The organism is Pseudarthrobacter arbutini, from assembly GCF_054510915.1.
The window spans coordinates 123,668-136,450 of the sequence record NZ_JBTNDQ010000016.1 but is presented as its reverse complement, the minus strand read 5'-3'; the positions used below and the strand labels follow the sequence as shown (position 1 = coordinate 136,450).

The following is a 12,783-nucleotide window of genomic DNA, read 5'->3' as shown; positions in this document are numbered from 1 at the left end:
GCTGTTGGCCGAGGCCCACCAACTCACCACCAGGCTGCCCCTGACCTTATCCGCGCTGCAGGCCGGGACGATTTCCTGGCAGCACGCCCGGATTATGGTCGACGAAACCGTGAACATGGACCCCGCCGGGGCGCAGGCGTTGGAGGCGCATTTCCTGGACCCTCACGTGGTGAATCCGGCACGTGGCCCGGCCGGTGAGCTCATCCCCGGGAGGTTCCGGCACAAGGCCCGGACCTGGCGGGAACGCCACCACCCCGTCAGCATCGAAAAACGCCACGCACGCGGTGTCCAGGATCGACGGGTGGAGTATGCGCCGGACCGCGACGGCATGGCCTGGCTCTCCGCGTACCTCCCCGCCGATCAGGCCACGGGGATCTGGGACCGCACCACCACCGCCGCCAGGGCGCTCCAGGGACCTCATGAGGGCCGGACCCTCAGCCAGCTCCGGGCTGACATCGCCGCGACCTGGCTCCTTGGCAACAGCTTCGCCGGCGCCGAAACCGCTGGCATGACGGCACTGTCCGGCGGTAAGGGCGAAACGGGCGGTACCGGCGAAACGGGCGGCATCGGCGAAACGGGCCTGGCAGTGAGCGGCGGTGTTCCATCCCCGCGGGCGCAGGTGCTGATCACGGTCCCGGTAATGTCGCTGCTCGGCCTCACCGACGAACCCGGCATGCTCGACGGGTACGGGCCAATCCCGCCCTCCATGGCCCGCCGTCTCGTCGTCGACGGCGCAGAGTCCTTCCACCGCGTCCTGATCGACCCACGCGACGGTGCCCCGCTTGAGATCGGGCGGACCAGCTACCGGGTGACGAAAGCCCAACGCCAATGGCTCAGGCTGCGGGATGGGAAGTGCCCGTTCCCCGGCTGCAGCAACCAGTCCCTCGACAACGAAGCCGACCATCTCCTCGCCTGGGCCAAAGGAGGCAGCACCGGGATCAGCAATCTCGGCCAGCCCTGCCACAAACACCACCGAATCCGCCACACCACGGCCTGGAAACCTACCACCGCAACCAAGAACGAACCACCCGGCTGGACATCACCCACCGGACGCCACTACCAAAGCGAACACCCCGACTGGGAACCACCACACTGGCCAGACCACTTTCAGGCAATGACCGAACATATGGCCAACAATATGGCCGAACATCCGGAGCCAGCGATCGCCGGACCGAGTCCTGTCCGAACGCCGTGAGCTGGACCGTGACCTCGCTATGCGCGAGCCGATGCCTGACGACGACCTCCCATGGCCAACTTGGCCGCTGACTGAGCGAGCTACTCCGAGTGGGTCCCAATCAGCACGTGTCTATTTGCCGAGGCCAGCCTTGCGGAGGGCCTCTGCCATGGCGGTGTTTACAGGCACCGGATTCGGTGCCTGCGGCCGGCCGCCGGACGACTTCGGATCGGGCTTCGAAGTCGATGCGTTGTCGCCGGGGCTCAAGGCCCCGCGTCCGCGCTGCCCACCCGAGTCGCGCCCACCTGAGTCTCGGCGTGCATCTCCCGGACGGCCCCCGGCAGGGCGTCCCCCAGCTGGCCGACCGCTTTCAGGCCGGCCCCCTTCCGAACGTCCGCCCTGCGCCCGCCCACCAGAAGGCGACGGTTCGTCGTCGAGCCTCAGTGTGAGCGAAATCCGCTTCCGCTCCGGATCGGCTTCCAGCACCTTCACGCGCACAACCTGCCCGGACTTCACCACCTCGCGGGGATCGGAGACAAAGCGGTTGGCCAGCGCAGACACGTGAACCAGTCCGTCCTGGTGCACTCCAACGTCCACAAATGCGCCGAACGCGGCCACATTGGTGACGGTCCCCTCGAGCACCATGCCGGGCTTGAGGTCGGAGATCTTCTCGATGCCTTCGGAGAAGGTTGCCGCGGCAAAAGCGGGTCGGGGATCGCGTCCTGGTTTGTCCAGTTCCGCCAGGATGTCCTGGACCGTGGGCAAACCAAAGGTGCCGTCGACGAAAGCGCGCGGATCAAGTGAGGACGCCGGCGCCGAGCCAGCGGCCACCAGGATTTTCCGGGCAATCGGGTACGCCTCGGGGTGCACGCTCGACGCGTCCAGCGGCTCTGCTCCGCCGGTGATCCGCAGGAAGCCGGCGCACTGCTCAAACGCCTTCGCACCCAGGCGGGGCACCTTCTTGAGCTCGCTGCGCTTGGCAAACGGCCCGTGTTCGTTCCGGTACGCCACAATGTTCTCGCTCAGTAAAGGCCCGACGCCGGCCACCCGGCTCAGCAGCGCGGGCGACGCAGTGTTCACGTCAACGCCCACTGCGTTCACGCAGTCCTCGACCACCGCGTCCAGGCTGCGGTCCAGCTTCGACGCCGTGACGTCGTGCTGGTACTGCCCCACGCCGATGGACTTGGGATCGATCTTCACCAATTCCGCCAGCGGGTCCTGCAGCCGCCGCGCAATGGAAACGGCTCCACGCAGGGACACATCCATGCCCGGCAGCTCCGCCGAGGCCAGCGCCGACGCGGAATACACCGACGCCCCGGCCTCGGAAACCACCAGTTTCTGCGGTTTCTTCTCCGCGGCCGGCAGCAGCTTGATCAGTTCCGCGGCAAGCTTGTCCGTCTCCCGGGATGCGGTTCCGTTGCCGATGGCCACCAGCTCCACGTTGTGCTTCCGGGCCAGCCGCACCAAAGTGGCGAGGGCCTCGTCCCACTTCCGGGCAGGCGCGTGCGGGTACACGGTGTCGGTGGCAACCACCTTGCCAGTCCCGTCCACAACGGCAACTTTCACGCCGGTCCGCAGTCCCGGGTCCAGCCCAAGAGTGGCGCGGTTTCCGGCGGGTGCGGCCAGGAGGACGTCGCGAAGGTTGGCGGCGAACACCCGGACAGCCTCGTCCTCTGCGTCTGTGAACAGCCGTCCGCGGAGGTCGGCGGTCAGCCGGGCCAGCACGCGAGAGCGCCAGGCAAGCTGCGCGGTCTGGATCAGCCACGAATCGGCGGGACGGCCGCGATCGGCAACCCCGAGGCACCTGGCCACAGCGGATTCGTAACGCGAACGCGCGGCGGCCAGGGCGTCGTCGTCGTTCGGATCCGCCTCGGCGAGATCCAGCTCCAGGACGCCGTCCTTCTCACCGCGCAACAGCGCAAGCACCCGGTGCGAGGGCATCCCGGTGGGCGCCTGGGCGAACTCAAAGTAATCGGCGAATTTCTGCCCGTCGGACTCCTTGCCCTTCTTGACCCGCGACACCATCCGTCCCTGCGTCCACAGCCGCTCGCGCAGGGTTGCGGCGAGGTCCGGATCCTGCGCAACCCGCTCGACCAGGATGGAACGGGCGCCGGCGAGCGCGGCGGCCGCGTCATCAATGGAGTGTTCGGCGTTCAGGTACTTGGCAGCCTCGCGTTCCGGGTCCAGGTCGGGCCGCTTCAGCAGCACATCGGCGAGCGGCTCCAACCCGGCTTCCCGGGCGATCTGGGCCTTAGTGCGGCGCTTGGACTTGAACGGAAGGTAAATGTCCTCCAGCCGGGACTTGGTATCCGCGGCGAGGATCGCTGCCTGCAGCTCGGGGGTCAGCTGCCCCTGCGCGGCAATCGCTTCGAGGATAGTACGACGGCGGTCCTCAAGTTCGCGGAGGTAGCGCAGGCGCTCGTCGAGCTCGCGCAGCTGGGTGTCATCCAGTGTCCCTGTGGCTTCCTTGCGATACCGGGCGATGAACGGGACGGTGGACCCGCCGTCGAGCAGGTCCACTGCAGCCTTGACCTGCCAGGTCTTCACGCCAAGCTCGGCGGCGATCTGGGCGTGGATGGCGCTGTCCGAAGTTGGGGCAGACGTGGGGGCGGACGGGACGTGCGGGAGTTGGGTCACCTGAACATTTTGCCCTACGGGCCTGGTGGTCTCCAGCGGCGCCCGGCCGGGCAGCCGGCCGGGGTATTCCGCTCCGGGCCGTGAAGTGCTGTAGTTGATATGCCGTCACAGGCAATCATTTCGAGGAAGAGGGCCACCATGCGTGAACTGCTCATCGTCTTTCAGGAAGGATTCGACGAGGCCAACATCACCGTCATGGTCAACGGCAAGGAGGTCCGCCGCGATATGGGCGTGTCCACCAACCCGCTGCTGGGAGAAGCCTACGAAACGTCCGTGGAGCTGCCCGCGAAAGGGGCGCAGGTGGGAGTGGAAGTCACCAACCGCGGCCTGAAAGCCATTACCAAAGTCAGCGGAAAGCCCAAAAGCCTGCTCGTGTCCATCGAGGACGACAAGCTGGTGATGCGCGAAGGAACGGGCCGGGAAGCATACCTTTAGCTATTTCCCTAGCAATAATCCATTCACTGGAGTATTCTGGTGTTTACCGCTCAGCACTTGTGAACCTGGGCGGGCCAACGTTGAAAGATGAGCCAAAACAGCCGTCGGATGGCTAATTTGGCGCGCGCTGCCGGGACAGCACACCGAGCAGCCAACGACGGCGGCACCCAAGCCGGGTGCCGCCGTCGTCGTTAATCTCTGGCCGAGGCCAGCAGTGACCGCTAAGCCGAATACGCGGGGTAGTCCGTATAGCCTATGGAGCCGTCTGCATAAAAGGTGGACGGGTCCGGTTCGTTCAGTGGAAGGCTTTCCTTCCAGCGCCGCGCGAGGTCCGGGTTGGCAATGGCGGGGCGCCCCACCACCACAGCATCTGCATGGCCGTCAGCCACCAAGGCGGTTGCTTCCTCCCGAGTGGTCATGGTGCCGAAGCCGGAGTTCACCAGGAACGTGCCGTTGAAGCGCGCCCGGAGATCCTGGACCAGCTCACTCGTGGGCTCGTGGTGCAGGATGCTGACGTAGGCGAGGTTGAGCGGAGCAATGCTGTCCACCAGCACCTCGTAGGTGGCGCGGACATCGGCCGCATCCGTTTCGGCGATGCCCTGGACGCTGTGCTCCGGCGAGATGCGGATGCCCACGCGGCTCGAACCCACCGCGGCCACCGCGGCGTTGACCGTTTCGATCACAAAGCGGGCCCGGTTCTCCGGCGAGCCGCCGTAGCTGTCGTCGCGGACATTGGAGTTCGGGGCAAGGAATTCGTGGAGAAGGTAGCCGTTGGCCGAGTGCAGCTCCACGCCGTCGAATCCCGCTTCAATGGCGTTGATCGAGCCAGTGACGATTTCCTGCATGACGACGGGCAGTTCGCCTATAGTCAGCGCGTGCGGGACGGGATACGGCTGCTTGCCGGACGGGGTGCGGACCTCGCCCTCGATGGCGACGGCGCTCGGACCAACGATGGTATGGCCGCCGGTGATGTCCGCATGGGAAACCCGTCCGCCGTGCATGATCTGGGCGAAGATCCGGCCGCCTTCAGCGTGCACCGCGTCGGTGACCTTCTTCCAGGCGGCAATCTGCTCCGCAGTGACGAGACCGGGCTGACCCGGGTAGGAGCGTCCAGCGGGGCTCGGGTAGATGCCTTCGCTGACGATGAGTCCCAGGGACGCGCGCTGCCGGTAGTGCTCCACAACCAAGGGACCCGGAACACCGTCCTCGCCTGAGCGGAGACGGGTCAGGGGCGCCATTACCAGGCGGTTGGGCAGTTCAAGCTCGCCAAGAGTCAAGGGGGAAAACAGCATGCGCAGGTCCTTTCGAGGTGAATTGGTACTGCTGTGCCCAACTGCGCGGCGCGTGCAAGTATTCCGATGGAGGCGCGGATCACTCTCTGCGGGGCTATCGGGGCGATGCCACGCCGGGGCAACCTTGTCCCTGCGGGTTCTGGTTGCAGTCGTCGGCGTAGTTCCGGGTGATGGACCGCCAGACGCTGATGGCCTGCGGCGGTGCGCTGAACTGGCCTTGGCCCGGTATTGGCAGCTGCGGCCCGTTGTTCACGGAATACGTGCCACGGAACGACGTTGTGAGGACAACCTGGAAATCGCCTGTGTTTGCGTAGACGTGACTCGTTCGGGTCGTCTCACCCCAGCGATCCTGCGGCAGCGGCCCGCCCATGGAAGGTTGTGGGCCGAAGACCGTTCCGTCGCCGTAATTCCAGGTGTACTGAACCGGCGTCGCGACAACATGCACCTGCTGCCCCAGCATCGTCACGTCAAACTGTTGCTCGGACGCGTCGGCGTAGAAGTTTGTCTCAGCACCACGGAGCGTGTTGGGGCTGGGCTGCGCGACGACCGTTCCTGCGCTGATAGGCAGGCTCTCGAACTGCCGCAGTATCTGGGCGGCTATTCGCGGCAGGAGGTCCTCGGGCCGAGCATCGTAGAGACAAGTGGGTCCCGAATGGTGGGACCATACAGGATCTGCCACGCCTTTGGGTGCGCTCAGCCAGACAACGGGAATGCCTTCCTCGTTGCCTTCCGGCCCGTTATGGCATTCAATTTGGTCGCGTATACACACTGAATCGAAGTCTCCACCACCGAGGTGGCATTGGAGTTCGTATTTGTATTGGTTGGGGTCTGTGGATACCTGACCTGGTGCCACCGTCACCACCTCTCCGGAACCCGGATCCACAGTATATTTGTCGGCCCCCGCACCAACACCCGTCTCCTGATATCCAAGCCCGATGTGCGGAGGTTCATCATTCGCATGTGCTGCAGGAGTCATCGGCAGGACTATCGCGGATAGCGCGATAGATACCAGCACTCTCAGTTTTGGGCTCATAGCTAGCGGATAAGTCCGAGGTCAGTTAGTACCCACCTGCCACCATCGAAAGCGGCCGTGGCTTGGCTTGCTGCGTTGGTAGCCTTTGAAGGCTCTTGATAAAGGCTGCCATCAGCTTTGCGAATCTCAGTCTGCTTTTGGAGGACTTGAACTGTCACATATGACGGTGCGCCCGAAGTAAATCGTGGTTCAAGTCTCGGCGTCTCGATAATCCCTCCCGACACCCAACGCCCGTCTTTCCAGGCCGCAGCGACCCCGTCCCGAAGACCCGCACAAAAGACACAGTTCGGTCCGCTAACGCCTTCCACCGGCTTGGTATCACCAGTCTCGTAGGCGTAGCTCAAAGTCGAGTACCAATACGAAACGAACGCCTCGAGCCCCTCCTTCGTCTCCGTCTTCGCGACCTCCGGAAGCACCGGCACCGGCACGTTCTGAGCACGGCCGCTAGCCGAGGCGGGCACATAAGCAGGAGTCGCCGTCGGGGTTGGCGTTGCGCTTGGGCTTGCCGTCAAAGTCGGAGATGCGGACGAGGTGCCCCCAGGATCGCCACCCGAGTTGCAACCGGTCAACAGCAAAACAGAAGCAGCAACAGCAGCAACAAGGTGCAGGCGCGAACGCCGCGAAGTAGTGGAAGTGATGTGCGATGTCATGGGCAGCTAATCCCCCGATAGTTTCAAGACGCCTCGCTCCGAACAATGACCTTAAGGGTAGCCCAGGACACATTTGAGCGATGAAAGTTATCCACAGCCACCCGCCATCGGTTCTACCACCGCGAAGGACCAATAAAAAGTCACACGGACAATCGCCCTCCCAGCCCCTTCCGAACCGGATTCCCACGCACAACCTCTAGAATTCTTCTACCGAACGTAGAAGAATAAGCTGCATGATGTTTACGCACGCAGATGGCAACCCCGTTCTGGAGCTCGACGACGAGCAGTCCTGGAAACTCCTGGAAGCTACCGGCCACGGCCGGCTGGTGGTTTCCGTTGCCGGCGAACCGGATATATTCCCCGTCAACTACCTCACCTCGGACCGGAAAATCTACCTCCGCACCGCACCGGGCAACAAGCTGGCGCAGCTCACCATCAATTCCAGGGTGCTGCTTGAAACGGACGGTATCCTCTCGGACGAAGCCTGGTCCGTGGTGCTGCGGGGAACGGCGCGCGTCCTGACCAACTCAGCCGAGCTCGCCGTCGTCGAGGAGCTCGGCCTGAAATCTTGGGTGCCGACGCTGAAGGATTTCTACGTGGAGATCGTGCCCACGTCCGTCAGCGGCCGCCATTTCGAGCTGGGCGACCAGCCGGAGCACGAAATCTAGGAGCCCTTAGGCTGGAATCATGGCGGACAGGCTCACTCCCGAGCGGCGCAGCTGGAACATGTCCCGCATCAGGGGCAAGAACACCAAGCCGGAACTGCTGGTGCGCCGCCTCCTCCATGCCAAAGGCTACCGCTACCGCTTGCACGGCACGGCCGGCAAAAGCCGCCTGCCCGGCCGCCCGGACCTGGTATTCGCCGGCCGGCGAAAGGTCATCTTCATCAACGGCTGCTTCTGGCACTTCCACGACTGCCGCGTAGGCCAGCACGCGCCCAAGGCGAATGCCGCCTTTTGGGAGGCCAAGCGCACGCGCACCAAAGACCGCGACGCCGACCAGCGCCAACAGTTAATGGCCGCCGGCTGGGAGGTGCTCACCGTGTGGGAGTGCGAGTTGAAGGACGGCTCTGCCCTCGAAGCCCACCTGGTGGAGTTCCTCGGCGCCAGCAAATAGCCCGGCAAGCCGGCGGCAGGCAAGAAACGCCAGCCGGAACTTGAGTCAAACTTGAGCCTTTGCCGCCTCCCGAATTGATCGGCGCCAGCAAAGATGAACTCCTATGAAAAACCCGCAGTCTCCTCAGGAATCCCGCAGTCCTTTTCCCGAACGACTGCATCCCCAAGTAACAGATTTACTCTGAAAGTGGACACAAAACCCAGTCATATCCCGCTATGGGGGCGGCAGGCGCGAACGGAAGGGACGGAAATGGCACCATCCGATGACGCAGGGCGCCCCTTGGTCGATCCCTCCGTACTTGACCGGCTGCGGGTCGAACTCGACGAGGACGAGGGCTATTGCAGCGTCTTCGTTGGGAACTTCATCGACTGCCTGCCGTTCCGGATCGGCAAGCTGCGGCTGGCCTTGACCACCGGAGACCTGGATGGGGCCGTGGACGCGATCCTTAGCCTCAAGACATCGAGCCAGATGGTGGGCGCGGAACGGCTGGCGGGCCTGGCCATGGACCTTGAACGTTCAATCCGGGAAGAGTCACCGAGTGCGGAACCTTCCGTTGCACTGCCGCAGCTTGCCGTCAACTACCTCCGGCCCATCAACCTGTGCAGCCGCCAGACCCTGCACAGGCTCCAGGCTCAGCGCCCGCCAGGCGCCAACCGGTAACCCACGCCGCGGACCGTCTGCAGCCAGCGCGGTTGCTGCGGTGAATCACCGAGTTTCTTCCGGAGGTTGCCCATGTGCACCTCCACGGAACGTTCGTCCGCCTCGCTGATGTAACTTCCGACGTCGTAATCCTCGTCCCGGAGCCGACGCACCAAATCCGATTTGGTCCGGACAGTCCGTCCCGCCTCGAGCAGGGCATACAGGAGTTCGAACTCGGTCCGGGTCAGGTTGAGCTCCTGGCCGTCCACGCTGACCGACCGTGAGGCGTAACTCAGCTCCAGTCCGTTGTGGCTGTAATGACCGTTTCCGCTGTCACTGACGGCGTCCGCCGGGCGATCAGAAACGGGAGCGCTCTCCCCCGCGTCCGGAACCGACCGGGGCCGGCGCATCATCGCCGCTATCCGCGCGCGGAGTTCGCGGGGGCGGAAAGGCTTGGTGAGGTAGTCGTCTGCACCGGACTCGAGGCCAATCAAAGTATCCAGTTCTTCAGCCCGTGCCGTGAGCATCACGATGTAAGCATCTGAAAACTCGCGGATCTGGCGGGAGACCTCAAACCCGTCAATATCCGGCAGCCCCAAATCAAGCGTTATAACGTCAGGATTCAAGATTCTCGCAGCCTTAACCCCTTCGGATCCGCTGCCCGCGACAGTGACGTCAAACCCCGCCTGAGTCAGGACCGTGCGTACCAACTCGCGGATATCCTGATCATCCTCGATGACCAGACCCACTCGCGCTTCACTCATACCAGCCCCCTCCGCCAGCTTGACAACGTGAGAAGTATAGCCCGCTGCCGATATCCTGCTGGTATGCATTCCCCTATACTCCCACTTCAAGCCGCCGTTCATGAGTGAACCCGTAACGTGGGCCACGGGTCGCCTCAAGTTTTTCCGGCGCCCCTTCCATGAATACCGGCTGACGGACAGGGTTGTCCTCAGCCAGACGCCGCTGTTCGTCACCACCATCCTGACGGCATTGCTGATGTGGGCGTTTTTCCCGGGGACGATGGACAACCCACTCTTCGTGGCCTTCCTCGTTTCCCAGCTGGCCATCATGGCTCTGTGTTACTTCGTGCCGTGGGACCGCCTGCCCCACACCAGCTTCCTGGTCATTCCGCTCCTGGACTTTGTCTCCATCGCCCTGGGCAGGGAGGGCGGGCAAGAGGGCCTGACCGGCATCAGCCTGTTGGCGGTTTTCCCCGTCATCTGGCTGTGCGCCTCAGGCTATTATCCGCGGGCCTCCCTTTGGTTATCGTTCTTCGGGCCCTTGGCCATCATCTGGGTTCCGCTGCTGCTTCGCGGGGATGTATCGGGCCCCAGCTTGGCCAAATCCCTACTCGTCCCCGTCATGATGCTGGGGATCGGAGTATCTGTCACCATGCTGACGCTCAGCCTGAGACGTCAGCAGCGGGTTCTGGAAGAGAAGGACAAGCAGCTCCAAGCCAGCCTGCTCAGCACAAGGCAGCAGGAAGCCTTGCTCAACTCCGTTCTTGAAACTGTGCATCTGGGCGTCCTCGCCGTCGACGCAGGCGGACACGACATCCTGATGAACCGGAAGCAGCGCGCCAACCACGAACTGGCCCGCCCGAAGGACATCGACGATCCGAACGAGTCCCAACTGCTGGTCTTCGCCGCAGACCGTACCACCCCAGTCCCGGTGGCGGAGCGCCCCGTGCGGAGGGCCGTCCTCGGCGAAACATTCACCGACTACCTGGTCTGGCTGGGCGAAGGCAAGAAGCAGCGGGCCATCACCACCAGCGCCCGGGCCATGAAGGACGCGGACGGGACGTTCGCCGGCTCGGTGATCGTGTTCAGTGATGTGACAGACCTGGTGGACGCCCTGGCCGCCAAGGATGATTTCGTCTCCAGTGTCTCCCACGAATTCAGGACTCCCCTGACCTCCATTCTGGGCTACGTGGAACTCCTCCTGGAGGACGATCCCGGCAACGACCAACTGGAACCGCTGAACATCATCAAGCGCAATTCAGAACGGCTCCTCACCTTGGTGTCCGACCTCCTCGCCACCAGGAACGGGCAACTGATCGTGACCCCCCACGCCGTGGACGTCGCTGAACTGGTGCGGGCCAGCGTGTCCGCCGCGATGCCCCGGGCTGACGCCTCCCGCGTGGCGCTGAAAGCCGATATACCAGCAAGGCTGGAGGCCCATGTGGACGGCCCCCGCATCTCCCAGGTGCTGGACAATCTGGTCTCCAACGCGATCAAATACTCGCCCGACGGCGGCAACGTCCTGGTGTCGTTGGAGCACGACGGCGGCCACGTCGCCTGCCGCGTCAGCGATACCGGCATGGGCATGAGCGCCGACGACCAGGCCCACGTGTTCGCCAAGTTCTTCCGGACCAGCAACGTCCGCCGGACATCTATTCCCGGCGTGGGCCTGGGCCTGCCCATCAGCAAGGCAATCGTGGAGGCCCACGGCGGAACCATCCAGGTGGAAAGCAAACTGGGCCAGGGCACCACCTTCACGTTCCGGGTGCCGGTTTAGCCTCCGGCGCGGGCAGTCCGGACCACTTCGCCCCAGGACTGCCGCGCCAGGTCCGCCACAGCTGCCAGGATGTCCGACGGCGGCAGCGACAGATCCAGCGGAAACTCAACAATGTCGATGTCAGTGTTAAGGATCCGCCGCAGTTTCATCTCGCCCGCCCCTGCATACACGAGCCAGGCGGTGGGCACACCCAGGGCGGTGCAGTGGGCAAGCATTTGGTAGTGGTCGGCGGTCAGGGACGCGCCAAGGTCAGCGGCGGCCTTGTACTTCGCGTTGTAGGCCACTACCGGCCGGCCGCCCAAAAGGTGCACCGCATCCGGACGCACGGACAGCCTGTCGGAATCGTGGACAGCCTCGCTGAGGAGAGCGTTGTACTTCAGCCGCATCTCCCCCGGATACGCAGCCATCGCCTCGCGGAGCGCCGTGCCCACAAAATCCTCGAACACCTGGGCCATGTCCACCACGAACGACGCCGTCTGCTGCTTCCCCTCCCCCGCCTCCGCGGAGGCATTCCGCAGGATCAGCTCAGCGAGGCGCAGCACTGACTGGTAGCGGACGTTCATCCTGCTGGGGGTCCACGGCGGCAGGGGCGCGCCGGCTGGAAGGCGGGTGACGGCGTCGAGCTTTCCCTTCAGCTGACGCAGGCGGCTCAGCACCTCAGGCCGGACGCGTGGAACCTGTCCCATCCGCTCCAGCGCAGCCCGCAGGATCCGGTTTTCGGCGATGTCCTCCGTGAACTCGTCGTAGGACACTTCCAGCGGCACCAGCATGCCGGGGCGCCGCGAGATCTGGTCGGAAATCCGGATACGGCCCTTGACCGTGCGGAGGGACTCGTCAACGGTGAGGTAGCCCTGCAAGACTCCTCGTCCAAGCGCACGCTCCGCCATTTGGGCGAGGGATTCGGCCAGCGCGCTCCAGAGTTCGCGGTCCTCGGCAGCCGCCACGGAATCGGCCCGGAAGCCCTGATTACCGGCATAGCTGAGGAGGAACAGGAGCCGGCTCAGCCCCAGCCGGTCCTTGGGGCGCACATCCAGCTGTAGCGTGGCCGTGCGGACCGACCCCACCTTGCCCGCGGGCTCGATCCGGTACAAGCCCATGCCCATCGGCGACGCCTTGGCCAGCCCGCTGGCGTTCACGAAGGCCGCGCTGGCGGCATCCAGGCGTTCCACGGCGCCTTTGGACAGCTCGTCGAGGACCAGATGGCGCGCTGCCGGTGCACGGCCGCGCTGGGCTGCACCGTCGTGGGCCGCGCCCGGCGCGGCGCTGCCGTGCACCGCGCCGCCGTGG

12 protein-coding genes are annotated in these 12,783 nt (G+C 64.4%); 6 read left to right on the top strand and 6 right to left on the bottom strand.

Going from position 1 to position 12,783, the window contains the following annotated elements; translation table 11 throughout:
• Positions 1-1,195: HNH endonuclease signature motif containing protein (locus tag ACX80V_RS17810; RefSeq protein ID WP_485844256.1), on the top strand; the 1,195-nt coding region annotated here is incomplete at its 5' end.
• A gap of 111 nt (positions 1,196-1,306) precedes the next feature.
• On the opposite strand, the gene ACX80V_RS17805 is transcribed toward ACX80V_RS17810, so the two are convergent.
• Positions 1,307-3,811 (bottom strand): Tex family protein, encoded by a 2,505-nt coding sequence (locus ACX80V_RS17805; protein ID WP_485844255.1) that lies wholly within the window; start codon positions 3,809-3,811, stop codon positions 1,307-1,309.
• A 138-nt stretch (positions 3,812-3,949) separates the two neighbouring features.
• On the opposite strand from ACX80V_RS17805, the gene ACX80V_RS17800 reads away from it, so the two are divergent.
• Complete coding sequence (locus ACX80V_RS17800) at positions 3,950-4,246, top strand: hypothetical protein (protein ID WP_056346782.1); 297 nt, start codon at positions 3,950-3,952, stop codon at positions 4,244-4,246.
• 221 nt (positions 4,247-4,467) lie between these two features.
• Here the strand turns inward: ACX80V_RS17800 and ACX80V_RS17795 are convergent, their stop codons facing one another.
• The 3 genes from ACX80V_RS17795 to ACX80V_RS17785 all read right to left on the bottom strand — a co-directional run bounded on the left by ACX80V_RS17795 (position 4,468) and on the right by ACX80V_RS17785 (position 7,221).
• Positions 4,468-5,538 carry an alkene reductase gene (locus ACX80V_RS17795; RefSeq protein WP_485844254.1) on the bottom strand — a complete coding sequence of 357 codons (1,071 nt, stop codon included), beginning with the start codon at positions 5,536-5,538 and terminating at the stop codon, positions 4,468-4,470.
• 94 nt (positions 5,539-5,632) lie between these two features.
• Positions 5,633-6,571 (bottom strand): PKD domain-containing protein, encoded by a 939-nt coding sequence (locus ACX80V_RS17790; protein ID WP_485844253.1) that lies wholly within the window; start codon positions 6,569-6,571, stop codon positions 5,633-5,635.
• A 2-nt stretch (positions 6,572-6,573) separates the two neighbouring features.
• On the bottom strand, positions 6,574-7,221 hold the full coding sequence (locus ACX80V_RS17785) for a DUF6318 family protein (RefSeq protein WP_485844252.1): 648 nt from the start codon (positions 7,219-7,221) through the stop codon (positions 6,574-6,576).
• A 233-nt stretch (positions 7,222-7,454) separates the two neighbouring features.
• Between ACX80V_RS17785 and ACX80V_RS17780 the strand changes: the two genes are divergently transcribed.
• The 3 genes from ACX80V_RS17780 (at position 7,455) to ACX80V_RS17770 (ending at position 8,997) form a co-directional block, all read left to right on the top strand.
• A complete protein-coding gene (locus ACX80V_RS17780; protein ID WP_485844251.1) occupies positions 7,455-7,889 on the top strand; it encodes a pyridoxamine 5'-phosphate oxidase family protein in 435 nt (144 codons plus the stop codon).
• A 19-nt stretch (positions 7,890-7,908) separates the two neighbouring features.
• On the top strand, positions 7,909-8,337 hold the full coding sequence (locus ACX80V_RS17775) for a very short patch repair endonuclease (RefSeq protein WP_485844250.1): 429 nt from the start codon (positions 7,909-7,911) through the stop codon (positions 8,335-8,337).
• Positions 8,338-8,586: 249 nt separating this feature from the next.
• Complete coding sequence (locus ACX80V_RS17770; RefSeq protein WP_485844249.1) at positions 8,587-8,997, top strand: Hpt domain-containing protein; 411 nt, start codon at positions 8,587-8,589, stop codon at positions 8,995-8,997.
• On the opposite strand, the gene ACX80V_RS17765 is transcribed toward ACX80V_RS17770, so the two are convergent.
• Positions 8,970-9,740: a response regulator transcription factor gene (locus tag ACX80V_RS17765; RefSeq protein ID WP_248762222.1), complete on the bottom strand. Its 771-nt coding sequence runs from the start codon at positions 9,738-9,740 to the stop codon at positions 8,970-8,972. The genes ACX80V_RS17770 and ACX80V_RS17765 overlap by 28 nt on opposite strands.
• A 100-nt stretch (positions 9,741-9,840) precedes the next feature.
• Between ACX80V_RS17765 and ACX80V_RS17760 the strand changes: the two genes are divergently transcribed.
• Positions 9,841-11,496, top strand: a complete 1,656-nt coding sequence (locus ACX80V_RS17760) for a sensor histidine kinase (protein ID WP_485844248.1) — start codon at positions 9,841-9,843, stop codon at positions 11,494-11,496.
• On the opposite strand, the gene ACX80V_RS17755 is transcribed toward ACX80V_RS17760, so the two are convergent.
• On the bottom strand, positions 11,493-12,695 hold the full coding sequence (locus tag ACX80V_RS17755) for a 5-methylcytosine restriction system specificity protein McrC (RefSeq protein ID WP_485844260.1): 1,203 nt from the start codon (positions 12,693-12,695) through the stop codon (positions 11,493-11,495). The two genes, ACX80V_RS17760 and ACX80V_RS17755, sit on opposite strands and share 4 nt — an antisense overlap.
• Positions 12,696-12,783: the final 88 nt, after the last annotated feature.